Genomic DNA, 24935 nt, shown 5'->3' with positions numbered 1-24935 from the left:
ACACAAGGCCCACCTGCCCCCGTTGGTCTCGGAACAACTGTCACTCTTGGGCCCGCGGTTGGGGCGAATTAGTGCAATCAGAAATAGAGTTGCACACACGCGCCCGATGGAGATTGACGATCTATCCGAGCTCCTGGATTTTGTCGGGCAACTGGCCGATAGAGGCGGAAAGCATTGGAGAAATATTGCCGAAACTCGCAGAAAGTTGGATTCAAACCCTGCGTACGTTCTCGGCCTGAAGATCAACCTGCCTACGGATCCTACACGTAGCCCTCAACACAATCTGCCCGTCCCTGATTTCGATGAGACGGGATTCTTTGGTAGGCAGCAGCAGTTGACAAGGATTAAGCGTGCCATAAAAGGAGCCTACCCGGTTGTCTCTGTTCTTGGAGAAGGTGGCATCGGCAAGACCTCCATCGCACTGAAGGCCGCCTACGACCTCCTCGATGAGCCGGGAATTGGCTTCGACGCTTTTGTCTGGGTTAGTGCCAAGGCGACTGTGCTAACTCCAAACGAGATTCAGAGAATCAGCGGCGCGATCAAGGATTCACTGGGGCTTTTTACGAAGGCTGCGGCTGAGCTGGGGGTACCGGACGCCGGCGCCGATCCCGTCGAAGAGGTATTAAGCTACCTTGCGAATTTTAAAGTCTTGCTCATTCTTGACAACCTTGAGACTGTGCTGGACCAGCGGCTCCGCAACTTTCTGTTGGAGCTTCCGCTCGGCAGTAAAGTAATCATTACCAGTCGAATCGGACTCGGCATTGAGAATCCGGTCAGTCTTGAGCCGCTGTCGGAGGACGACGGAATGCGCCTCCTTCGGGCCGTGGCAGGGATCCGAGGCGCCGGTGTATTGAAGCAGATGTCGAACGACATAATTCGGGCCTACGTCCAGAAGATGGGTGGCCATCCTGCGTATATCAAGTGGTTCGTAGCTGGCGTGCAGGCAGGCAGGAGACCTGAAGAGCTCGTTTCTGACAATGCGCTGCTTCTCGACTTCTGCATGTCCAACGTATACGGGTATCTGAGTACGGATGCCCAAGATGTTCTCCGATGCATGCAGGTGTTACCGGGCGCCAGGAATCAGGCGGAACTTGCATTCCTGAACGACTTTACCGCAAGTCGCATACAGGCGGCACTCCTCGAACTCATTACGACGAACTTTGTCCAAATGAGAAGCCAAAGTACCAGTGCCTCTGAAATTGTTGATACGACATATCAGCTAACCGATTTCGGTAAGCAATATCTAGACAAAAGGCACCCAGTTTCTTCCAAAGACCGTAGTGAGTTGGTGCGGCGACACCAGCGATTGCACAGCGTAGGCGCGGATCTTCGAGCAGAAAGTTCGGCCAGCCCGTATTCTCCGGAAACTGTAGATGTCCGCGGAACTGGCGATTTCAACGTTGCTCGCTTGCTCCGTGATGCCCTACTTGCTGCGAATCGTGGCGACAGTGACGAAGGGCTATCGAACTGCCGCGAAGCCCAGACTCTTGCGCCTACGTATCACGAGGCGTGGCGCGTGGAAGCCCACATACAGGTGATTCGTAGTGACTACGGCGCTGCCCGCGCAGCATACGAGCGGGCCCACGAATTGGCACCTGGTTCGCCAACCCTGAACTATTTCTACGGCAGCTTTCTGCTCGACGAGGGAGACGATCCGGCTCGCGGCCTTGAATTTCTCCAATCGGCTGCCCGTTTTGGCGCGCCGAACGCTGTGGTGATGCCGCCGCTGGCTTGGGCCCTCTTGCGCGTTGAAGATTACCATTCAGCGCTTGAAGTGACGATGCATGCGCTGGAGACCGCCTCCCCGTATCAGCCCGAGCTTGCTCCCGCCGTAACTACCGCACTCAGAGCAGCCGTCTATTGGGCCACTACCGACCGCGATCGAGGCGATCTAGAGGGGTCATTGCATGCCGTGGAGGCGGGGAAGGACGTGGCAAAGGCGGCTCCTGTTGAGCTCTTGATGGAGGAATCGAGAGACCGCATTATGCAGCTTGCGCTGGCGGCCAGCGATCTTTCCAATGCGTCGGATGAGAACTTCGTGGTCCGCAAGGCCCGCGAGTTTCAGGCCGAGCTTCAGGAACGGGTTAGAACTGTCGAACCGAGTTGGCTTGACCGTCGGATTGGTGTTGTGAAGAACATAGTGTCGGACAAATACTACGGATTCCTAACCTACGGTAACAGGGATTATTTCTACCACCTGAGGGACTTGGTGGAACCCGCTGAATGGGAGTACATCAGCGAGGGTACCCCTGTCGCCTTCAACCCTAATCGGAGCCATCCGAAGGGCCACAGGGCTGAGTGGGTTCGTTGGCTCGGATAGCCGAGCATGTCGCCAGCGAAGAAACTGAGGTTGGTATGCGCGCGAGGAATGAAGCCGTGTTCGAGAGCTCAGTAGAGGCGGCGTTGGTTGCTTCGATGTGGCGACAGGGCTTGCCGTGTAACTATGACCGACAACTCGGCCTGGACAGCGCCGAGCTGCTCGCGTTCATCAGGGCCTCCCAGCCTGATGCGTGGGTGAAGCTGCTTGCCTACCACGGGAACAACCCCGACGAGGCGCAGCGGCATTTCGCCCAGTACCTCGCCAAGCAGATCGACGAGCGTGGCCCTCTCGACGTCCTCCGCCTTGGCGTCAAGGACAAGGGCGTCCTCATCCGGCTCGCCTACTTCAAGCCCGCCCACGCGATCACCGATGACGCGCTCAAGCTCTACCGCGCCAACCGCCTCACCGTCACCCGCCAGCTCGCCTACTCGACGAGCAACAACAACACCCTCGACCTGGTCCTCTTCGTCAACGGCATCCCGCTTGCCACGGCTGAGCTGAAGAACCCGCTCACCGGCCAGACGGTCGAGGAAGCCAAGGAGCAGTACCGCAAGACCCGCGACCCGAAGGAACTGCTCTTCGCGCGGCGTACCCTCGTGCACTTCGCCGTGGATCCCGACCTGGTCTTCGTCACGACGAAGCTGGCCGGCGACAAGACCCGGTTCCTGCCCTTCAACACCGGCTCCGAGGGGCCGGGCGTCTCCGGTGGCGCCGGCAACCCGCCGGCGGGCGCCTCCGGTTACCGCAGCTCCTACCTCTGGGAGCAGATCTGGCACCCGGACACCTGGATGGACCTGGTCCGGCGGTTCCTGCACACCGACAAGGAGTCGCGGGCCCTGATCTTCCCGCGCTACCACCAGTGGCACGCGGTCAGGCAGCTCACCGACCACGCCGCCCGCAACGGCTCCGGCCACAACTACCTGGTCATGCACTCGGCCGGGTCGGGCAAGTCGAACACCATCGCCTGGCTGGCGCACCGGCTCTCCAGCCTGCACACCGCACCCATTATCTGCGAGGAGGCCCGCGTCAAGGGCCTGCGCCCCAACGAGCCGGTCTTCGACAAGGTCATCATCATCACCGACCGGGTGGTGCTCGACCGGCAGTTGCAGGACACGGTCTTCCAGTTCGAGCACGTGCCCGGCGTGGTGCAGCGGATCGACAAGGACTCCGCCCAGCTCGCCGCCGCCCTCCAGGGCGAGACCGCGAAGATCATCATCACCACCATGCAGAAGTTTCCCTTCATCCTCGACAAGGTGCAGGGGCTCAAGGGCAAGCGCTTCGCGGTCATCGTCGACGAGGCGCACTCGTCGCAGTCCGGCGACTCGGCCGCCGCGTTGAAGAAGGTGCTGCTCAAGCTCGGCAGTGACGACGTGGACGAGTCGGGTGACCTGCTCACCGCGTCGGCGCTGGCCCGCGGCCGGCACGAGACGCTGTCGTACTTCGCGTTCACCGCCACGCCGAAGCCGAAGACCCTCGAGCTCTTCGGCACGCCGCACCCGGTCACCGGCAACCCGCAGCCGTTCCACACGTACTCGATGCGGCAAGCCATCGAGGAGGGCTTCATCCTCGACGTGCTGCGCAACTACCTGACCTACAAGGCGTACTGGAAGCTGGCCAACGCCAACCCCGACGACCCGGAGGTCGACCCGAAGAAGGCCGGCGCGCAGCTCGCCCGCTTCGCCAGCCTGCATCCCACTATGCAGGCGCAGAAAGCCGAGATCATCGTCGAGCACTTCCGCAAGCACACCGCGCCGCGCCTCGGCGGTCGCGCCAAGGCCATGGTGGTCACCGGCTCCCGCGAGGCCGCCGTTCGCCTGCACACCGCCATCAAGAAGTACGTCGAGATGCAGGGCTACGTCGGCTGCGACTCCCTGGTCGCCTTCTCCGGCGACCTGGAGGTCGACGGCGTCGAGCACACCGAGGCGCGGATCAACGGGTTCAGCGAGGGTGAGCTGCCCGAGAAGTTCGCCTACACCGCCGCCGACGACAAGTACGCCGGCACGCCGAGGGCGAAGCAGGACACCGAGTACAAGATCCTGGTCGTCGCCGAGAAGTACCAGACCGGCTTCGACCAGCCCCTGCTCACCACGATGTACGTCGACAAGCTGCTCAAGAGTGTCGCCGCGGTGCAGACCCTGTCCCGGCTCAACCGCACCCACCCGCTCAAGGCCCAGGGTGATGTCTTCGTCCTCGACTTCGTCAACGAGGCCGGCGACATCGCCGAGCAGTTCAAGCCGTACTTTGAAACCGCCGCCACCACCCCCACCGATCCGAACCTTCTCTACACCGCCCAGAACGCGGTGACCGGCTATCCGATTCTGGTTGACTCCGAGATGCAGGCGTACGCCGAGGCGTTGCTCGCGGCGGAGCAGAAGGCGACCAGCGACACGGCGCTCCAGCGGGCCCACGCCTCCCTCTACCGCTTCACCGACCCGGCGGTCGACCGCTTCAAGGCCCTGGCTGCCGACGACCAGGAGGCCGCGGACGGCTTCCGGTCCGCGCTGCGCGACTACACCCGGATGTACGCGTTCCTCAGCCAGATCGTGCCCTACCAGGACCCGGACCTGGAACGGCTCTACCTGTACGGGCGGGCGCTGCTCAACCGGCTGCCGCGCCGGCAGGACCCGTCCGTGGACATCGGCGAGGTGCAGCTGACCCACCTGCGGGTCAGCAAGACCGGCGAGCACGATGCGTCGCTGTCCCCGGAGGGGGAGCAGATGTTGCCCGGTTTCGTCGGCGGGGGAGCGGGCCGCCAGCACGATCCGGAGAAGGTCGCGCTGTCCGAGCTGATCGACGCGTTCAACGACAGGTTCGGCATCGGGCTGGGCGAGGCCGACAAGGTATGGGTCGAGCAGCAGATCGTCGCCCTGGCCGAGGACGGCACCCTCGAAGCCGCCGCGATGGTCAACGACGAGAGCAACTTCGGCGTGGTCTGCGACAAGCGGATCGAGGACGTGATCCTGTCCCGACACGACGACAACGGCAAGTTGATGCAGCGCTACCTCGACGACGAGAACCTGCGCTCGCAGCTCAACCAGTTCGCGCGCCGCCAGGCGTACCAGATGATCCGCCGCCGCAAGGGGATCGCTTAACCTCAGGGGCCAGCCCAGGCTGGCACCTGCTGGATCGCGTCGGGGAGGCGACGGCAGTGCAGGCACAGGAACGTGTGGCCGAGCGGTACGAGCTGACGTATGCGCTCGGCCACGGCGGCATGGGGGAGGTGTGGGCCGGCTTCGACGAGAAGCTCGACCGGCCGGTAGCCATCAAGTTCCTCCGCAAGCTCACCGTCCCCGAGAGCGAGCGGGAGAACGCGATCGAGCGGTTCATGCGGGAGGCGCGGGTCACCGCCCGGCTCGACCATCCGGGCGTGCCGAGCGTTCACGACGTCGGTCACCACGGCGAGGACCTGTACCTCGTCATGCAGCTCGTGCCGGGCGTGCTCCTGTCGGAGCTGATCGCCGAGCGCGGCTGGCTCGCCGTACCGTGGGCTGCCGCGATCGGCGCGCAGATCTGCTCGGTGCTCGCGGCCGCGCACGCCGCTTCCCTGGTGCACCGTGACCTGAAACCGCAGAACGTGATGGTCACCCCGGCGGGTGCGGTGAAGGTGCTCGATTTCGGTGTCGCGGCGCTGCTTGGCGCGGACGTACCTCGGCTGACCGCCACCAGCCACACCCTCGGTACGCCCACCTACATGGCGCCGGAGCAGGCGCTCAACAGCGCGGTCGGGCCGCGCGCGGACCTGTACGCCCTCGGGTGTGTGCTGTTCGAGCTGCTGACCGGCGATCCGCCGTTCCGGGCCGACAACCCGCTCGGCATGCTGCACCGGCACATGAACGATCCGGTCCCGTCGATCGCGGACCATCGCGCCGGCGTGCCTGACGTCCTGGTGCAGCTTGTCGTCCGGTTGCTTGCCAAGGACCCGCAGCACCGTCCCGGATCGGCCGCCGAGGTGTACGAGATCCTTGCCCCGTTCGGCGCGGTGGAGCCGGACCTGGCTGACGATCTTGCGGTGACCGTCGCCGACGGGCAGCGGGTCGACCCGACCATGCCGTACCGGTATCCGTTCGGTCCGCTGCCGCCCCAGGCGCCACTGCCGCCGACGCGCGTCGATGTCGTCCGGCCACGAGCCGCGGCGGAGATCGTCGCACCGCCGTCTCTCGACGAGCTGGCCGAGGTGGAGGAGCGGGCCTGGGAGCTTGCCGAGGAGGAGCGGTTCACGCAGGCGGCGGAGCTGCTGGAATCGGCCTTGCGGCCGGTCCGGGGCGGGCATGGGGCCAAGCAGCCCAGGATCCTGGAGCTGCGGCTCAACCTGGCCAATCTGTACGTCCTCGCCGGCGCGTTCCGGCAGGCCCTGCCCGAATTCCAGCGTCTCGTCTCCGACCTCGCTGAACGTCCGGTACCCGACCAGGAGCTGATCTGGCACTGTCGGCAGCAGGCGGCCACCTGCCAGGCCGAGCTGGGCGAGGCCCCGGAGGCGTTGCGGGCGCTGCGTGCTCTGTTGGCGGATCAGCAGGCCGTCCTCGGCGCCGATGCGCCGGAGCTCTTCGGCATTCGTCATCAGATCGCGCTCCTCGCCGCCGGCGTGGGCGACACAGCGCTGGCCCGCCAGGAGCTGCAGGGCCTGCTCGTCCACGTTCGGCGCATGCGCGGGGCGGCCTCACCAGATGTGGCAGAGATCGAAGGGCTGCTCGACCACCTCGTCCGCCTCGACGAGGGCGCGCGGCAGGATCGCCGATTGACCTGCCCGTCCGAAGTGGACGAACGGTAGAGGTGATGCCGATCCCCGATGGATACGGTGATTGGCGTGGCATATCGCGAGGCATGAGGAGGCCCGGGCGGCACAGGAGGAACCATGCAGTTGCTGGAGGTGAAGAACCTTGCCGAAGTGGACAGCGACCATCTGCCCGCCACCCTCGCCCGCGACGGCGCGGTTCTGATTCGTCAGGGGAGTGTCGGCGAGGTCGAAGCCCTGCTATCCCGGTGGACAGAACCGGTCAGCCACCCACACCAGTCGGCCGAAGGGTTGACGGTCATTACGCCACGTAGCCGGTCGGAGGACATCGAGACTGAGGCCGGCTTCACCTGTGCGGCGCTGCACCCGCACACCGACCGCAGTCTGCAGGCGCACCCTCCCAGCGTGCTCGCCGCGCTGATGGTCGCGCCGGCCCGATCCGGCGGAGCCGCGGCCCTGGTCGACGGTGCCCGCGTACTGGCGCTGCTGCGCCACACCTTCGACGATGCCGCGATAGCCGGCGTGCGACTGGTTCCGGCAGATGGATCTGCAGGCCGTCCCGTGATCGAGATGGCAGAGGGTCTTGCCCGCTTCCGATACCGCGACGATCAGGTCGCTGCCCCGCACGGTGGCGCCGGGAGCGCCGATGTCCTCGCGGAACTACGTCGCCTGATCTCCGGGACGGCAATTTCCCTGTCACTCGCCGCCGGCGAGGGGTATCTCGTACACAACCACCGTCTCCTCCATGGCCGGGCAGCCTTCGCCGGCAGTCGACGCCTGGTGCGGTTCCTTGCCAGGGTCAACCCCGATCATCCGTACGCCTGGCTCAACAGGGGGTTTTCGGTTGCGAATTCCTAGATCGAGGTCGGGCGGGACCCGGGCCGTGGACCGGTCCCGCCTGATCAGCGCCCTGTCCTCGGCGCCCTCGGCCCGCGACCTGGCCTTCCCGCAGGCGATTCGAGAGATCATCGAAGACCACCCTGACCCGGAGTCGACGCTGCGGGCGATCATCGATGACCGTACTCTCCGGTCCCGAGCCCGGTTCGCGGCCCTCTACGCGTTGCTGCTGCGGTTGCGGCGCGAGGAGCGGCACGCCGAGTACGGCGCGATCGTGCGTGAACATGAGGGCGAGTTCGGCACCGAGCCGTACTTCCACACCTTCCGCGCCATCGTGGCCCGGATGCGCGGCGACCTCGCCTCCCTTCGCAGCTCCGTCGAGTACTCGCGGCAGGCCGTCGAAGCGATGCCGGACGTGCCGGCGGTGGTCCATCAACTGGCCGCCTTCTGGGTGGAATACCTCGAACGGTTGGAAGAGGCTGGATCAGCTGCGGACCTTGACGAGGTCGAGCGACACGTCGATCGTGCGATCACCCTCACCCATGGCCGTGTCGCCCACTACTACGAGACCAAAGGTCGAGTGCTGGCCCTGCGCGGTGAGTTCGAAGCCGCGCGCGCCGCCGTCGCGCAGGCGATCGAGCTGGAGCCGCGCGCTTCCCGCGACTACCTACGCCGGCTGACTCAGTACCAAGCCACCCGGGTACGCATCGATCTCATGCAGGAACGGAGCCGCTGGGCCCGGGCTCACGGCCGGTTCCGCACGGAGTTGACCGAGTTCAAGGCGCAGCAGCTGCAACTTCTTGGGCTGTTGGCGGCGGTGGTGGCGTTCATTGCCACTGCGAGCAACATCGCGAGCCAGAGCAAGGGAACCGACGCCATCCGTCTGATGTTGGTGGCCTCGGGCGCGATCGGCATTGTGTTCGGTACCTTTTCACTGGTCAACAACAGCAGCATCCGGCGGGTGACTGCCGCCATCATTTTCGGATGCGCGCTGATCGGGGCGGGGATGTTCGTGCCGACCTCGTGGATGTCATGAGAAGGACCAGCCGATGAAGGTGCAGGAGATGATCAGCACAGCCGGTGGTACGCGGGCCAATGAGGACCGCGTCGGCCATTGCGGCACGCTCGGCTGGGTGATCGACGGTGCCACCGACCTGTACGACACGGCGGCGCTTCCCGCCGACAGCGATGTGCAGTGGCTCGTCGACACCATCGGGGATCGACTGACGAAAGCCGGCGCGGATGGTTACCGTGGTGACCCGGCCGTCTTGCTCGAAACGGTTGCCGCAGAGGTGGCCCAACAACAGGCAGCGTACGAATTCCCGTCTGATCGGGTGCCGCCGGCATGCTCGGTCGCGGTCTGTGTCGACCAGGGCGCCGGCTTTGCGATCAGCCGGGTCGGTGACGCCACCGCGGTGGTCAGCGGGCGGGAGCAGTCCGTGCTGGCCACCGGCTTCTTCGACCGGCGGGAGGCCGCGGCGGTCGGGTCCGGCGAGGTGGACGCTCAGCGGATCGCGGCGGCGATGCATGAGCGGCGGCTGTACACCATGACCTCCGGCGACACCGAGTCGATCTTCTCAGGGCACCCGCAGCGGGTGTTGCGGCCGCACAGTGTGGTGGGCTCGTGGGCGGACACCGATCACATTCTGCTGTGCACCGACGGCTTCGCCCGGTTGGTCACCGACTACGGGCTCTACCGGGGGTGGGCGGAGGTCATCGCCGACGCGCGTGATCGAGGGCTGCACTATCTGGAGAAGCTGATCCGCGACGTCGAGGCCGATGCCCGTAATGTGAGCGGCCGGTTCAAGCGGGCCGATGACGTTGCCGCTGTGCTGATCACCCGAGACTGATTCCAACGCGGAGGGCTGAGCATATGACCGATCGACCGCCGTACCTCGTCGAACGGAACCCCGGATACTTCGAATATCAGCTGCCGGTCTCGGTCAAGCTGGTCGTCGACCACCATGGCCGGGTGCCACTGCTGAAGAACGAGCGCAACGAGTGGGAGCTGCCCGGCGGCAAGCTCGAAGTCGGCGAGACACCCGAGGACGGGGTGTGCCGGGAGGTCGCCGAAGAGCTCGGTCTGACCATCACCGACGTCGACATCATCGACTCGTGGGTTTACGAGATCACGCCTCATCGGCATGTGTTCATTGTCAGCTACGGTGCCGTGTACACGAACAATGAGGAACTCGTGTACTCCGCCGAGCACAAGGAACTCGGCGTCTTCACGTACGACGAGGTGCCTCAACTGCACATGCCGCAGCCGTACAAGCGGACCATCGCGCGCTGGCGCGAGCGGGTCCAGCGGCTGACCTCGGCGTGATGATCACCGAACCCCGCCGACCCGGACGCATGGCGATCAGCAGGTGGACTGACCGCCCCTGGCCGTGCTGACGAAGGCAGCCCAACTGCCAGGAGTGAAGGTGAGGACGGGTCCGCCGGGGTCCTTGGAATCGCGTACGGCGACGATGCCGGGGAGGTTGGTGGCGACCTCGACGCACTCTCCGCCGTTGCCGCCGCTGCGGGTGCTCTTGCGCCAGATGGCGCCGGTCAGGTCAGTCATGCCGCAGCTCCCCGATGATCCCCTTGATCGCGTCCCTCGATTCTGCCTCACTTTGCGCGAGCTGAGCGACGCTCGCAAACGCCTCTTCATAGGCCCGCAGCTCCGTGGGCTTGTCGAGGTAGAGCGCGCCGGTGAGAGATTCGCTGTAGACGACCGACGGCTCCGGTGCCGCTCGGCCGCCTTTGGTGGCGGGGAAGTCCAGGATGACGAAGGAGCCCGCGACCGCACCAAGGTGCGGCCCGGCCGCGAGTGGCACCACCCGTACCGACACATTGGGCCTTTCGGAAGCTTCGAGGAGGCCGGTGAGCTGTCCGATCATGACGGTCCGTCCGCCGACTCGGCGCCGCAGCACGGCCTCCGAGATGACCGCGTCCAACCGAGGCGGCTGGGGCAACCGTCGGCTCAGCAGGTTCTGCCGTTGCAGGCGTACCTGGATGGCGTGGTCACGGTCCTCGTCGGTCGCTGCGGGCTGGTCGATCCGTGCCAGTGCCTGGATGTACTCGCGGGTCTGCAATAGGCCCGGGATGACCGTCTCCTGGTACTGGCGAAGCTTGGCGGCCGCGGATTCCAGGCCGACGTACAGTTCGAACCAGTTCGGCACCGCGTCCCCGTAGGCGTGCCACCAGCCCTTCGACTTGGTCTCCGCGGCCAGCCCTTTCAATGCCTCGGTCAGCTCCGCCGAGACCCCGTACAGCTCGCACATCGCCTTGACGTCGAGCACCCGAACCGCCCCCAGGCCGCTCTCGATGCGCCAGATTTTCTGCCGGCTGTATTCGAGGGCCTCGGCGGCGGCGTCGAGGGTCACGCCGGCCTCGGTGCGGTATTGGCGCAGTAGCCGGCCGAGCTGCCGGCGCGGCACGGTCGATCCGATGTCTTCCGCCATCCGAGCACTCCTGATTCCGTCCTGCAACACTGCGTGACGCCGCCTTGCAACCTTTGCAGGTTGCAGTAAAGAAAGTCAATACATCTGGCGAGAAATCCGCAGTGGAACGTTGCGTCGCGCCGCTCGCTGCCACAAGCTGGCTACAAGAGCCGTGCTGCCGTACCGCTGATGGGAGCTGCGGCGGCAGGGCCGGGTGGGTCCGCTCGTGCGGGGAGGGCGGGTGGCCCCACCCATCCACCTTCGACGCAGAGGAGGCCAGCGGCGTGATTGTCCGCAACCAGCGACCGGCCCGGGGGAGCGGAGCGACCTACCGCTCCGGCGCGTACACCAGTTTGCTGCCGTGGCAGGTGCGGGAGCGTCGCTTCAAGCCGGTCGGGCTCGGACGCCGCGGCCTCGACCCCGACGACGTGTACGCCTTCCTCGACCGGGTCGCCGGCGATCTGGCCGCCGTCTACGCCGCCCTGGCCGCCAGCCGGCGGGAGACCGCCGTCATCAAGGACGCGCTGCGCCGCTGGCAGTCCGACCAGGCCCGCGCCCGCGACGCCCGGGGACACGAGCGGTGACCCAGCGGTACGTCATCCACCTGCCGGTCGTCGCCAACGACCTGCCCGCCGCGCAGCGCCTGGCCCGGGTGGTCGGTCGCTGGCTGCTCGTCCTGCCGCAGACCGAGCCGGGCGGAACCACCGTCTCCGCCGAGGACGACCAGAACGTACGCCACTGGGTCTTTTGCGACGCGCTGATGCCAAGTGGTCGACGCTGCCTGCTCCGCGCCGACCACGACGGTCCCTGCGCCCGCCGGCTGCGCCGCTGACTGGCGGATCCCTGTCGTTTCGGGAGCGAGCGGTTCCATGCGCCATGCGGTTGGGCACGCAAGCTCCGATTCTAGGTGCCAGTACTACACATGGCTATCGATCGATCGCAGGATGTGTTCAGGTCCCCGTTCCGTAATCCTGAAGGACCAGCCCGCGGCTGCAGGGGGATCCATGGGTAGTCCCGAACCCCGCCGTAATCGGTCCTCGAGCCCTCGACATCTGCGTCTAGTGCCGGACCCGGTGGCCGAGGCGGTCGCGGCCTTCACCGCCCGAGTCGGGGAAAAGATTGATCGCGGTGGTGATCCGGAGGACCAACTACGAGGCCCGTTGGAGGAGTTGCTTCGCAGGCTCGGCCAGCATGCTGGCGTTGACGCGATCCCATATGGAGAAGTCCGGCTCAGTTCCGTCCGTGCGCGCCCTGACTTCGCCGTCGATGTCGGGGGCGCCCGTGTCGGTTACGTTGAGCTGAAAGCACCAGGGCATGGCGTTCCCTCGACCTGGCGTCGACCGACCAAACGAGAGCGCCTGCAGTGGGAGAAGCTCAAGGCGTTGCCCAATGTCCTCTACTCGGACGGCGTCATGTGGGCGAGGTACAGCTACGGGGAACTCGCGGGCGCGGTCGTTTATCTGGACGGTGACTTCTCCAGCCATCGGCGCCCACCGCGTCCCGCTGGTCCGGAGTTTGAGACCCTGATCCACGACTTCCTGCTGTGGCAGCCCGAGCAGCCACGGACGCTTGCCCAGCTCATCCGGATTGTCGCCGGACTCTGCCGCTTGCTGCGTGACGAGGTAGCCGCGATCCTCGCGGATCCCGCACGTGACGTGACCCACGAGGAATTGTCGCTGCTCGCTGCGGACTGGCGGGACATGCTGTTCCCCGGCCTGGACGACGCCGGCTTCGCGGACGCCTACGCGCAAACGGTTACCTTCGCGCTACTGTTGGCGCGGGTCGACGGCATTGTCTTCGAGGAGACGCCACTGCACGAAATCGCCCGACTGCTCGGCAAGAAGCACTCCCTCATGGGGCGGGCCTTGGCGGTCCTCACCGACAACGACGCCGCCTACGAGCTCCGGATGATCGACACTCTCTCGAGGGTCATTGGGTGCGTCGACTGGGGCGCCATCGACACCGGCAGCGGCGATCCCCACGCCGACCTGTACGAACGCTTCTTGAGCGCATATGACCCTGCGCTGCGTCGGCGCAGCGGTTCCTTCTACACGCCCCAGAGGTTGGCTGGCGCCGTGGTCGACTTCGTGGACGCCATCCTTCGTGACCGCTTCGAACGATCTTGGGGCCTGGCAGCCCATGACGTCACGGTCGTTGATCCGGCAATGGGGACTGGCACCTTCCTCGTTGAGGTGCTGCGGGCGGTGTCGGCCACGATCGACGCCAAGCAGGGAGCAGGGGCGCGCGGTCCACGGTTGCGGCAGTTCTTTCAGCAGCGGCTGGTCGGCTTCGAAATCCAGGCTGCGCCCTATGCCGTGGCCGAGTTGCGGCTCCATCAGGCAATGAAGACCCAGTTCAATACCGAGCTTCCTCCCTCTGAGGTTCGATTCCTCACCGACGCATTGGAGGACCCCGTCATTCAGCAAGGGCGGCTTCGCGCGGCCTACCGGGTGATTGAACGCTCACGTTCCGAGGCAAACCGCATCAAGCGGGAAGTGCCTGTCATGGTTGTACTGGGCAACCCGCCGCACGTCGAGAACACCATGGGCCGCGCGCCCTGGATCGAGGAGCGGCGCAAAACGCCCTTGTTGGCCGGCAGTCGTCCCGATCGGCCATCCCTGGACGAGTTCCGTGTCCCGGGAGGAGGACGCTACGAGTCGGACCTGTACGGCCTCCCGTGGTGCTTTTGGCGCTGGGCTCTGTGGAAGGCGTTCGAGGCGCATCCGGACGAGCCGCAAGGAATCGTCGCCTTCGTTACGCCGGCCAGCTTCGTCAAGGGCAAGTCGTTCGAGGGCATGCGGGAATTTCTGCGGCGTACCTGTGACGAAGGTTGGATCATCGACCTGTCCCCTGAGGGGAATCGGCCACAGCAGCAGACCCGCCTTTTTGGCCCTGATGTCGGCCGGCAGCTCTGCATCGCGGTGTTCGCACGCTATGGCCGAGGCGAGGCAGCGATTCCGGCTACCGTCTGGACCCTCGCCGTGACCGGATCCAGCGGGGAGAAGCTTCGGCGGCTGCAGGATCTCCGCCATACTGACCCTGCGTGGAGGCGCTGCCGCAAGGACTGGCGGGCAGCGTTCCTGCCCGACTTCGACAGCGACTGGTCTCGCTACCCCGACCTCAAGCAACTCTTCCCGGAGTCATCACGCGGCGTGACGGCAGGGCGTACATGGGTATATGCCCCCGATGTCGGCACCCTTCAGCGTCGTTGGCGCAGATTTCTACGGGCCGACAAGGCCGGTCGCCGGCGGATGCTCCCGGAGTCGCGGGACCGCACGGTTGACAGCATCGTCCGTCCGTTGCCCGGCTTTGCGGCGCCAGATGGGCCACTCGCCGCCGAAACAGGTCCGGCACCAGCGCCGGTGAGGGTCGCCTATCGATCCTTCGACCGGCAGTGGGTGTTGCCGGACAGTCGGCTGATGGTGATGCCGCGGCCGCCGCTGTGGGCTGTTCGCTCGCCGCACCAGATCTATCTGACAGAGCAGAACAACCACCCCATCGGCAGCGGGCCAGGGATCACTTTCACCCACCTCATTCCTGACCTTCACCACTACAACGGGCGAAGCGGTCGGGTGTTCCCGCTCTATTGCGACACCTCGACAGGCCGACCCAACGTCACGCCCCGGCTCTGCAGCAAGCTCAGGGAAATCCTTGGACGAGAAGTGACCGCCGCCGACCTCATGGCCTACGTCGCCGGAGTCGCGGCTCATCCCCACTACACCAAGCGGTTCCGGGAGGAGCTTCAACACCCCGGCATTCGCGTTCCGCTGACCGCCGACGCCGACCACTGGGCGACCGCCGTGTCGATTGGCCGAGAGGTGTTGTGGCTACACACGTTCGGCCAGGTTGATGCTGGCGAGCAGCGCTTCCGCGACTTCCTCGACCGGACGGGGCCGAAGGTCCTCGCGACGATCCCGGACGAGCCGGACGCACTGCCGGACGACATCGGTTGGGATGAGGAAAGCCGAACGTTGCTGGTCGGGACGGGGCGGATTGGGCCTGTCGACCGTCGGGTCTGGGAGTACAACGTTGGTGGGATGAAAGTAATCCGCCACTGGTTCAACTATCGTTGCGCGAACCAGCGCCACCGGCGTCGATCCTCTCCGCTTGACGACGTGGAACCGCTCCAATGGAGCAGCGACTTCACTGACGAGTTGCTCGAGATCCTGGCAGTCCTCGGCGGGTGCGTGGCTCTCGAACCCCGGCAGTCAGCCTTGCTTGACCGCATCTGCACCGGTCCGTTGGTCTCGGTCGAGGAGCTGACCGCTAGCGGTGTCCTGCCGGTGCGCGGGCCCGCGAAGCTCACTGTCTCAGACGAGAGTCGCATCCCCAGGTTGTTTTGATCATTCTTGCGGCCAGTCAGACGATGGGCAGGGATGACTTTCAAGACCGGCCAGCGACACGCTGCGCCGCTGACAGTCCGACCAGGCCCGGCTCGGGCGGGGGCACCAGCGGTTCGTCATTCACTTGCCGACCGTCGCCAAAGATTGGCTCGCCGCGCAGCGCCTGGCCCGGGTAGTGGGTCGCTGGCTGCTGGTCCTGCCACAGGCCGAGCCGGGCGCAACCACCCGCTCCGCCGAGGACGACCAGAACGTACGCCACTGCGGTCTTCCGTGAGGCGCTGGTGCCCGGCGGCCTTCGGTGCCTGCTTCGCACCGACCACGACGGCCCCTGCGCCCGCCGGCTGCGTCGCTGACCCGGCGCTGTCGACTTTCCGTCACTTTGCTGGCGGCGCCCGGCGGGTCTGCTTCGGTAACGCCGTGGATCAAGTCGACCAGCCGACGAACGTGGGGGATTGCTGGTGACCATGATGCTGGGTCCGGCCTGGACAACGACGGATGATACCCCTGAGGACACGGGCCGGCAGCCGCTCGCGGTCGAGACGGTGATCGGCACCCACGCGGCGGCGCTGATCCCCGGCGTCATCACCACCACCCCTCATGCCCGCTACCTCTCGCTGCACGCCCGTCTCGCGATGGAGGCACAGCGGCGCGGGTGGACCGACGAGACGGACCTGACGGCGTTCCGCGCGCTGGTCCGCCGTGCCGAGGCCGTCATGGGGGCGGTGTCCGTGGCGCACGGCGCGGCGGACGAGGATCACCACCTGCGGGCCGGCAACTTCGGGGTGCATGGCGTCAACACGATCGGCCCGGAGTTGGACCGGCATGACGCGGTCGACGTCGGCCGGATAGCTGACCGGTACAGCCGGGTGCCGGGCGGCTATCTGCAGACGTACGCGGGGATCGAGGAGATCCTCGGCCTCACCGACGGGGGCCGGCTTCCCCGGCCGGGGCCGGCGGCCGATGCACACGACCTGTCCGCCCTCGACGAGGTGCTGGGTGTGGCGGAGCGGGAGAAGCCCCTCTCCACGGCGGACCTCGACGCCCTTCGCCACCTGTGCGTATGCGCCATCGCCGACGCTCCCGACGGTACGTGCGTGCGGCGCGCCTACTTTGGCGAACGCGGCCAGCCGGGCCACACCGAAACCCATCGACGCAGCGCAGCGCTGCTCGTCGGGGCGCTGGCGGGCGAGCAGGTCGGCGGGTCGATTGACATGTCCATGGATCGGTGGTGCTGTTTCCGCCCCGGGCTGCGCGAGTCGGTCGGCGCGGACCTGCACACCCACGCTCTCGTCTGGCGCGGTGCGCTGCTGCGCAACTGGTCGGTCTGGGCGTGGCGGCTGATCTGGGCCCGCCTGGTGTCACCACTGTCCAGCACGGGCACCCTCGAGCAGGCGACCGCCGAGTTCGTCCGTGACCTGCCGGACGCGACGGTCCGACAGGCGCTCGTCGACGATTTGCCCCCGCTCGTCGACGACGCCGGCACCCCGCTGCCCGTCGAGCACGACCTGAACGACGAGCGGCTCGCCGCGGACGACTGGACCGTGCTTGGCATGCTCCGGCTGCTCGCCGTCGGAGCCCGACGTCTGGAACACCTCGACCCGGTCACCCGGGAGGCGTTCGTCGGCGCGTTCTCCGACGACCTGGGACCGGGCCACGTCGCCGCGTGGCTGGCCCGCGACGCCGAACGTCCCCTGACCGAAGCCGTGTCCGACCTCGCGACCGCGTTGTTCCATCGTGCCGAGTCGGTGAGCCGGCAGAAGATGCAGTGGACCCGCCACGGCTTGCGAATGCCCACCCGGCTGCGCCGCGTCGGTGACCAGTGGCGGCTGGAGGGCCGGGAGGGCAGGGGCGCCGTGTCTCTCCGGCTCCCGACGTTCACCAACGTCATGCAGCAACTCGGTGTGGTGGCACACGACGGCGACACCTGGCGCCCGGGCCCTCACGCCGCGGAGGTGACGTCGTGACGCCATGGGAGGAACTCCGGGGAGCCGCGCCGCCGGCGCTGCTGCGCGGCCGGCCGCTGGCCGACGCCGAGGAGGTTCTCGTCCTCACCTACACCTGTGACCTGTCCTTCTTCGAGGACGTCTGCCTGCGTGAGGCACAGGCCGTCCGGGCCCGCACCACCGTCCTCTACGACGCGGGCCAGCTCACTCAGGGACCCCGCCGGACCGACTACCTGGCCGTGCCGGTCGTCTGCAAGGCGGGTGGCGCCTTCCATCCGAAGCTCGTGGTGATCGCCTCCGAGACGGACGCCGTGGTGGCCATCGGATCCGGCAACGCCACCCCGTCCGGGTGGCACCACAACGCCGAGGTCTGGACCCTGTTGCGCGGCACCGGCCCGACAGTGCCGCACCTGTTCCACGATCTGGCGGCCTGGCTGCGCCGACTTCCCGCTGCCGTGTGGATGGACAGCCTCGGCCGGGAACGCCTCGACCGGGTCGCCGAACTGCTCATCGCGCGTCCCGCGGACCCGGCGCCCGGCCAGCCGGTACTGGTGACGACGGCCGCGCGTCCGATCATCGAGCAGCTTCCAGTGCCGAAGGCGCCGGTCACCGCACTCGCCGTCGCCGCCCCGTTCTTCGACGCGGAGGCCGAGGCGCTGCGCCGGCTCACCGGCCGGTTCGACCCCGCCGAGCTGCGACTCCTGCTCACCCGGGACGTCCAGTGCGATCCCGACGCCCTCGCCGGCGTGGTCAAGCGTGCCCAGACGGGCCTGGTGGCAACCCCGAAGGGCAGCCGCTACCACCACGCGAAGATCGTAGAGTGGCGGACGGCCGATCAGAGTTGGGCGCTGACCGGTAGTGCCAACTGCAGCGTCGCCGCCCTCGTCAGAACCATGGCCACGGGCGGGAACTGCGAGCTCGGCCTGGTGACCGGAACACCGGGCCTGTTGATCGACGCTGTGCCGTCTGAGGAGGTGGACCTGGCGCATCCGGCCCGCCTGCACGTGCGCGTGCCGGGCGAGCGGCGCGACTCTGACCCGATCCTGCGCGTCCTCGGCATCCGGGTCAGTGCCGAGCGGGTCGAGGCCACCGTTCTGGCCGACGGAAACCAGGCCCCGATGTGGCTGCTGGTCGACGGGCTTCGACTCGACCACGATCGGAACGACGGCCGACTGTACGTGTACGCCGGCATCCCGGCGCCCGATTGGTCCCTCGTGTCCCGCGGGGCGGCCACCGTGCACGTGGTGACCGACACCGGAGCCGAGATCCGGGATGTGGTGGTGACCGACGTGCCGGCGGCGCTGTCGCGCATCGACCGCCCGTCCCCGTTGGAGCACACGCCCCTGCCGCTCGTCATTGCCGACCAGGCGCACCTGGCCGCGCTCTTCGAAGCGCTCGCCCACCTGGCCTCGGTCCGCCCGGATCGCATGGTCACCCCACCCGGAACGAACCGCCGGCGCCAGGTGGAAGGTCGGGTCGCTGCGGCCGTCGGGCCGGCGTTGCTTCGTTTCGCGCTCGGGGTGGACGTCGAGAGCCGCGCGACACCGACCGACGAGGAGATCTTCGACGGCCCGGACGAGGAGACCGGTGAGGCATCGCCAGCGGAGCGGCGTGAGGAAAGAGCGCCCCGGAATGCTTCGACGACTCGGACGGAAACGGTTGGGACAGTCCTCGACGCGCTCACGCCAGGCCAGCGCACCAGAATGCGACGCGAGGTCGAAGCACTGGTGGACGCCGCCGAGGAGTGGCCGCTACCGGCGAAGCTCGCCGTCAGCCGTCTGATCCTGACCCTCGTGGCCGGCGGACTGTGGACCGATGCGACCGACTGGTCCGAGGTCCTCTACTGGGTGATGGTGCACCTCTGGATCGCCGAACATGAGGAGACCCTGGACGACGAACACGCCGCGCTCGCCACCATCGGGCTCGTGGCGCTGCGAAACGGTCTCGACCGCCAGCCTGAGCCGGCCGGCAACCTCGTCGAGCAGTTCGAGGAGCTGCGGCAGGCGTACGCGGGACGAACCGGCTGGCTGGCCGCCGTGCCGACGGACACGGTCCGGCGGTACGCCGCCGGCCTGAACGGGCACGTGTTCGGCATACTGTTCGAGCAGACCAACTTCGTGGCCGAACTCGGCTGGATCCTCGGACGCACGGCGCTGCACGACGCGGTGGACCGGCTCACCAACGCCCGGCTCGACAGCGGCTCCGTTGTCCACGTGAAGGGCGGCCGCAGCACCCGGCAGGCCGTCATCGCCGCCCTGGACGCCCTCCGTGACTTCTCCGACGTGCACGTGACGTCCGACGGCGAGCCTGCTGTGCACGGCTGGTGGAACGGGCGGCGCCTGCTGCTGGTGACCCGGTTCGGTGCCACCTGGCGGGCCGAGGTCTGGTCGCACCTCATGACCGGCATCGCGACCTACTCGCGTGGCACACCGTTGCGCCCACCGGATCGGCGCTGGACGGCATCCGGGCCGGACGAGGCGTTTCGGAGTCTCACCCCCGGCAGCTGATCCGATTGTCCCGAAGGGAGCCAGAGGTCGATGAGAGGCCTCACGATCGCGGAGCGCGTCGTGCAGGAGTTGCTGCGCAGCAAAACGCCACTCGACGATGACGAACTCGCCCGCCTGCTCGATGTGCAGCCCCGACAAACGATCAATCAGGTGTGCCGCCGGTTGGAACAGAGCCGTCGCCTCCGGCGGTACATCGGTCCTGACGGAAAGATCGTGAACGAGCTCCCGGGAAACGGCGAGACGTCGACACCGATCGTGCAGCAGGAGAGGCTGCCCGCCCTGGCCGCTGGCGACAGCGCGGTGCAACGGTACGCCGAGGGCGTCATGCTCGAGCGGCTGGCCGACCGGCTGGGCCTTGGGCTCAGCCCGCGGCGATTCGTGCTCGAGGATGGCGTCAGGGTCGAGGTCGATGGAGCGGACGAAGACCTGACCGTCCTCGTTGAGGTTTGGGCGCACCAGGGCCCGCCGAAGCCTGCGCAGAAGCACAAGGTGCTTGCCGACGCATGCCGCCTGATGTTCGTGGCGTCGACCCTGCCCAGCCCGCCGCGCCTCGTGCTCTGCCTCTCCGACCCCGAGGCAGCTCACCATTTCACGACCGCGCGTTCCTGGGCCGCCGCAGCGCTGCGCGCGTTCGAGGTGGAGGTCGAAGTGGTCGAGTTGGCACCCGAGGTGAGGTCCGAGATTCTGGCCGCCCAGCATCGCCAGTACAGGTGAGCCGTTCGGCAGAAAGAGGGCAGGTCGGCTGTCGCGGAGCCGCCGTCGCGCTGTCAGTCCCCATCCTGGCCGCGATCTGTCGGTATTCAGACATGAATATTGCTTCGACGCATACCGCTGCGTATGCCTGAACACCTTAGGTGGCTGCAAGCGGGCGGCCGGCGGACGGTGAGCTGGCGCGACCGCGCTTCGGCAGGGCATTGGTCGACTGCCGGGAGGGCTCGATGGCAGGTACCTGGATGGTACGCGTACCCGATCCGCTTGGAGCGGATGAGGATGCACTGCGCCAAGGCATCGTCGTCGCGCAGTGGTCCGAGGTGGGGGATATCTCGGGCTGCCGCAGCCGGATCGAGGTAAGAGAGAGCCTCGCCGGCGTCTACCCAACGAAGTCCATAAAAGGGCTCGGCAACTACGCGGGGCAGCTGTGGCGCTTCCTGGCGGAGATGAGCCCAGGCGACTACATCGTCATGCCCTTGACAAGTCGACCCAAGTACATGGCCGTTGGTCGCATCGCCGGTCGCTACCGATACCGCCCCAGAGGCGCCACCTGGCTGGCGGCACACACGCGCAGTGGAATGGATCAACAAGTCCGTGCCGCGTGCCGCCGCACGGGCTGACCTATATAACCGCCACCTGCCACCGACCACGAAGGTCTCTCACCTGCATGCCGACCCGGGTGGGCGACGCCTCGCCGAACTGGCGCGTAGAGAGAAAGACCCTGGACCGAACCCCCCGAGGAAGACATTCGCGATGTCACCGCGCATCCGCGACCGGGTGAGCGTGGTCGACGTCGGTGACGGGGCCTGCTCGATCATCAAAACGCAACACGACGGCCGTGAGTCCGTGACAGTGATCGACTGCGGCAGCGACAGCATCTCCGCCGACGACGCGTGTAACCGTTTGCTGGACGCACTCGACGGGCGACCGGAGGTCATCGACACAATCGTGGTAAGTCACTTCGACGCAGACCACTACCGCGGTTTCATGCGCCTGGCGGAGCGTATGCGGGCCCGCGGGCAGCGCTTCGCGTCCCTCCGTCTGATCTCACCACGACCGCCGGACGTAGCACCGCCGTTCACCGCCGCCTACCTGGCCATGGACCTCACGGTAACCGGATTCCGCAGCCTCGACCTCTCGCTCGACCTGAGGCAAGTAACCAAGGAAGGTCGCTTTCGGTACACGCCCCTGGCTCGAGGCAACGGCTTCCTCGCCGGGGAACGTGGCTACGACGTGTTGTGGCCCCCTGCCACGCTGCCCGACCACGTCGCCCGCCAGGTGCGGAAAGCTGTGCTCGCGTTCGAAGAACTCGCTGAAAAGCTTGCAGCTCGGGGCAACAGCGCACTGCGGGACAACTTCGAGGCAGCCCGAAAGGGCGGCTGGCTGCAGCCTGGACAAGACAATTTGCAGACGGGGGAGATGAGCAAGGCGCGGCTGGTTGACGGCGAGTATCTCGGTGAGAACATCTACGAAAACGACGACGACGCGGGCAGCGCCCTGGACGTAACCCGGCTGAACGTCCCGGATGACCTGCATGAGAATTTTCGCGGCGTGTGGAATGCGATGCGCCGCGCCAACAACGACATGTCACTGGTCTTCGAAGACGCCGAACCGGGCCGGCTCATCGTGTTCGGTGACGCCGGCACCCCAATCCTGTCCTGGCTGGCGAACACCGAGCTTCACGCAGCCCACTACGCGCTGATGCTCGCTCCCCACCACGGCACCCATCCATTGCCGCCGGCACTGCAACTCACCGCCGACCTGTGCGTCGGGCAAAACGGTGGCAAGCGCGGACACCTCTGGCCACGTCACCTCGCCACGCACGATAACCACGGCCGTTGTGTCAGCAGCACCTCAGGTACACACCACCTCCTGCTGTAGGCCAGGCCGACCGGCTCACGCCGTGCCCGACCGGCGATCCGCCGTGTCGGTGCCGGCCCGTACGGTGATACGTCCGGAGGCGCGAGCATCAGCAGAGGGGCACGCGATACACGATCGCGCTCGCGGCTGGCGTTCCCGCAGATCCCGGCGGACATGTTCCCTTCACCACCACCGACCGAGCCGACCTGCACACCGCGGTCATCCAGGTCTTCGGTGACGCCCACGAGCGGCTGGTCGTCGCGCTGACCTTCGACGATCCTCGCCGGACCGCCCCACGTCGGCCGGTACGGACCGGTCGACGACAGCTCGTTGGACTACACGCTCGGGGCGTTGCACAAGTACGGCCTGGTTGAGCGGACGCAGAGCCACACCGCCCATTACGCCTCGAGGACTGAATACGAGCGGCGTAACGTGCAGTAGTCTTCAGGCGCAAAGCGAGACTGCCTACGAGGGATGCTGCACGCGGTGGGGCTGCCCGAGCGAAAGATCAGGTCTGGGCGGAGCTGCGTTCGAAGAGGCGTTGGCGTTCAGCCGCCATGCATACACCCTGCTGACGGACAAGAACTGTCCCTTCAAGGTCACGACCCTGAAGCCGAGCCAGCGCCCGTACACTACTCGGCTAACGAGGTGGTCTCAGATGGCGTCCTTCGCGGCCGGCGGGATCGCGGCCACCACCGCATGCCGGCCGCTGGGGTGTCGAGAGCGGGGTGCTACGACGGGTGCCACCGTCCGCCATCGGCTCGCCAGGTAGCCGATGCCGACTCGAGCGGGCAGATCAGGCGATCCACGCGATATTGCAGCAGGCCGTTCAGCCCGGACCCATCCCGCCAACGACCGGGGGCATACAGGGCCGGCTGGACCGTGGCACCAACACAAGCCCTTCGCCGGTGGCGGCCGTGGTTTCGGGGTCGCTAGAGTCCAGCCGGGTGCTCCAGCGCTGAGCGCCAGTCGCCGCCTCAAACATCGACAGCTGAGTACCTCGCCGTACCACCACCGCATCCTCGCCGACCGTCAGGCGGGGCACGAAGAGGTCCTTTCCACTGCCGTACGACGCCGTCCAACGTTCGGCACCGGAGCGTGCGTCGAGGGCCACGAGGCGGCCAGTGGCGGACGCATAGAACACTTCGCCGCCGTCTGCGGCGATCCCGGTCTGCGGCAGACCGTCTTGGTTTGGCGGCAGGTCTTCTGTCGTCCACAGCGGCTTTCCGCTACGGAGGTCCCGCCCGACCAGACGTGTTGCCTGGCCATGTGGGCTGTCCATTGGTCCGCCCTGCAGCGCGGCGAGTGTGCTCACACCGGCGGTGACATACCGCCGCGCGGTCGAATCCACCGATCCGACCGCATCGCGCCACAACTCCCGCCCACTGCCGGCATCCAGCGCCGCGACGCTGAAGCCGTCCGCGGTCGCAAGCTCGACAACAAACGTTGATCCCACGCCGAGGACGAACGCCCGCCCGCCCGGCCGCCAATCACTCCAAGCTGCCTCTGGGACCGAGCGGCTCCACCGCTGCCGGCCGGTCGCCAGATCCAGGCCGGTATAGGCGGTTTGCGTCCCGACGAGCACCACGCCGTCGGCGATGGCGGCCGGCGCCCCAGCCAACCGTGTACGCCACCGCTCGCTGCCGTCGCGGGCGCCTATCCCCTGGATGTAGCCATCTGGGGCTGGTACGACGGCCACTCCGTCAGCGATCACCGGTGGGTCGCCCAAGGCGTCCGCGCCGCCGCAGACCCCACCCTCGGTCACCACGTACCACAATTGCCGGCCGCTGCGGGGGTCGAGGGCCACCAACCTCCCCGCCGGCGACTTGTACGACCGACCGGTCTGGATGAACACCAGACCGGCTCCGAAAGCCGGCGTGCTCGCCCCGTTCGCCGCCTCGAGCTCGGCGGTCCACACCGGCCGGCCGGTCCCCACATCAAAGGCCACCACCGTCGCCGGCCCGTCACCGGATCGATAGCCGGAGGTGGCCGAGCATCCGGCTCCGCCGCTCAACACCGCCCCAAGCACGAGTAGGCCAAGTACAGACCCACGCCGACGCGGATCCCTACCCTGCCACCTCAGGGTTAGAAGCCCGACGAACAGCGCGAAGACCAGTGGCCCGAAGGCCACCCAGGGCATCTGGCCCTCGAACCACCCCGGTTGCGTCCACTGGAGTGGTGTACGACTTGCCCGTGATGGGCGTGTTGCGTAGATAGGAGGCGGCCATCGCGTGATCCTTCGAGACGACCAAGT

At 66.9% G+C, this 24935-nt stretch carries 18 protein-coding genes and 1 pseudogene; 16 read left to right on the top strand and 3 right to left on the bottom strand.

The features are described from left to right. Nucleotides 1–106 precede the first annotated feature (106 nt). The 7 genes from ACGFI9_RS09200 (at nucleotide 107) to ACGFI9_RS09170 (ending at nucleotide 10215) form a co-directional block, all read left to right on the top strand. Nucleotides 107–2320 carry an NB-ARC domain-containing protein gene (locus tag ACGFI9_RS09200; RefSeq protein ID WP_393176729.1) on the top strand — a complete coding sequence of 738 codons (2214 nt, stop codon included), beginning with the start codon at nucleotides 107–109 and terminating at the stop codon, nucleotides 2318–2320. Nucleotides 2321–2514: 194 nt separating this feature from the next. Beyond that, entirely contained in the window at nucleotides 2515–5412 is a 2898-nt protein-coding gene (locus ACGFI9_RS09195) for a type I restriction endonuclease subunit R (protein WP_393176727.1), read from the top strand. Nucleotides 5413–5468: 56 nt separating this feature from the next. Next, the gene (locus ACGFI9_RS09190; protein WP_393176725.1) at nucleotides 5469–7088 is read left to right on the top strand and encodes a protein kinase; all 1620 of its coding nucleotides are present in this window, start codon (nucleotides 5469–5471) and stop codon (nucleotides 7086–7088) included. Nucleotides 7089–7172: 84 nt separating this feature from the next. Then, the gene (locus ACGFI9_RS09185) at nucleotides 7173–7910 is read left to right on the top strand and encodes a TauD/TfdA family dioxygenase (RefSeq protein WP_393176723.1); all 738 of its coding nucleotides are present in this window, start codon (nucleotides 7173–7175) and stop codon (nucleotides 7908–7910) included. Nucleotides 7911–7935: 25 nt separating this feature from the next. Continuing rightward, nucleotides 7936–8925 carry a hypothetical protein gene (locus tag ACGFI9_RS09180; RefSeq protein ID WP_393176721.1) on the top strand — a complete coding sequence of 330 codons (990 nt, stop codon included), beginning with the start codon at nucleotides 7936–7938 and terminating at the stop codon, nucleotides 8923–8925. Between the two features lie 13 nt (nucleotides 8926–8938). Then, nucleotides 8939–9739 (top strand): protein phosphatase 2C domain-containing protein, encoded by an 801-nt coding sequence (locus ACGFI9_RS09175; protein ID WP_393176719.1) that lies wholly within the window; start codon nucleotides 8939–8941, stop codon nucleotides 9737–9739. A gap of 23 nt (nucleotides 9740–9762) precedes the next feature. Beyond that, nucleotides 9763–10215 (top strand): NUDIX domain-containing protein, encoded by a 453-nt coding sequence (locus tag ACGFI9_RS09170; RefSeq protein ID WP_393176717.1) that lies wholly within the window; start codon nucleotides 9763–9765, stop codon nucleotides 10213–10215. Nucleotides 10216–10251: 36 nt separating this feature from the next. On the opposite strand, the gene ACGFI9_RS09165 is transcribed toward ACGFI9_RS09170, so the two are convergent. Further along, a complete protein-coding gene (locus tag ACGFI9_RS09165) occupies nucleotides 10252–10455 on the bottom strand; it encodes a DUF397 domain-containing protein (protein WP_393176715.1) in 204 nt (67 codons plus the stop codon). Continuing rightward, nucleotides 10448–11338, bottom strand: a complete 891-nt coding sequence (locus ACGFI9_RS09160; protein WP_393176713.1) for a helix-turn-helix domain-containing protein — start codon at nucleotides 11336–11338, stop codon at nucleotides 10448–10450. Before ACGFI9_RS09160 ends, ACGFI9_RS09165 begins: the two co-directional genes overlap by 8 nt. 263 nt (nucleotides 11339–11601) lie before the next feature. Between ACGFI9_RS09160 and ACGFI9_RS09155 the strand changes: the two genes are divergently transcribed. The 9 genes and pseudogenes from ACGFI9_RS09155 to ACGFI9_RS09115 all read left to right on the top strand — a co-directional run bounded on the left by ACGFI9_RS09155 (nucleotide 11602) and on the right by ACGFI9_RS09115 (nucleotide 22702). Beyond that, nucleotides 11602–11901 (top strand): DivIVA domain-containing protein, encoded by a 300-nt coding sequence (locus tag ACGFI9_RS09155; RefSeq protein ID WP_393176711.1) that lies wholly within the window; start codon nucleotides 11602–11604, stop codon nucleotides 11899–11901. Next, entirely contained in the window at nucleotides 11898–12149 is a 252-nt protein-coding gene (locus tag ACGFI9_RS09150) for a hypothetical protein (protein WP_393176709.1), read from the top strand. Before ACGFI9_RS09155 ends, ACGFI9_RS09150 begins: the two co-directional genes overlap by 4 nt. A 241-nt stretch (nucleotides 12150–12390) precedes the next feature. Next, nucleotides 12391–15660 (top strand): type ISP restriction/modification enzyme, encoded by a 3270-nt coding sequence (locus ACGFI9_RS09145; protein WP_393176707.1) that lies wholly within the window; start codon nucleotides 12391–12393, stop codon nucleotides 15658–15660. Between the two features lie 118 nt (nucleotides 15661–15778). Further along, nucleotides 15779–16013, top strand: a pseudogene (locus ACGFI9_RS09140) (hypothetical protein). A gap of 105 nt (nucleotides 16014–16118) precedes the next feature. Next, the gene (locus ACGFI9_RS09135) at nucleotides 16119–17624 is read left to right on the top strand and encodes a hypothetical protein (RefSeq protein WP_393176705.1); all 1506 of its coding nucleotides are present in this window, start codon (nucleotides 16119–16121) and stop codon (nucleotides 17622–17624) included. Then, on the top strand, nucleotides 17621–20110 hold the full coding sequence (locus ACGFI9_RS09130) for a hypothetical protein (RefSeq protein ID WP_393176703.1): 2490 nt from the start codon (nucleotides 17621–17623) through the stop codon (nucleotides 20108–20110). Before ACGFI9_RS09135 ends, ACGFI9_RS09130 begins: the two co-directional genes overlap by 4 nt. A 60-nt stretch (nucleotides 20111–20170) precedes the next feature. Continuing rightward, entirely contained in the window at nucleotides 20171–20824 is a 654-nt protein-coding gene (locus ACGFI9_RS09125; RefSeq protein ID WP_393176701.1) for a hypothetical protein, read from the top strand. 224 nt (nucleotides 20825–21048) lie between these two features. After that, nucleotides 21049–21441 carry a hypothetical protein gene (locus tag ACGFI9_RS09120; RefSeq protein WP_393176699.1) on the top strand — a complete coding sequence of 131 codons (393 nt, stop codon included), beginning with the start codon at nucleotides 21049–21051 and terminating at the stop codon, nucleotides 21439–21441. Nucleotides 21442–21574: 133 nt separating this feature from the next. Continuing rightward, entirely contained in the window at nucleotides 21575–22702 is a 1128-nt protein-coding gene (locus ACGFI9_RS09115) for an MBL fold metallo-hydrolase (RefSeq protein WP_393176697.1), read from the top strand. 808 nt (nucleotides 22703–23510) lie between these two features. On the opposite strand, the gene ACGFI9_RS09110 is transcribed toward ACGFI9_RS09115, so the two are convergent. Further along, nucleotides 23511–24710, bottom strand: a complete 1200-nt coding sequence (locus ACGFI9_RS09110) for a PQQ-binding-like beta-propeller repeat protein (RefSeq protein ID WP_393176695.1) — start codon at nucleotides 24708–24710, stop codon at nucleotides 23511–23513. Nucleotides 24711–24935 lie beyond the last annotated feature (225 nt).

The sequence above is a fragment of the Micromonospora sp. NPDC048930 genome (genome assembly GCF_043197935.1).
Taxonomy (GTDB): Bacteria; Actinomycetota; Actinomycetes; order Mycobacteriales; family Micromonosporaceae; genus Micromonospora.
This window is presented reverse-complemented; position numbering and strand designations above follow the sequence as displayed.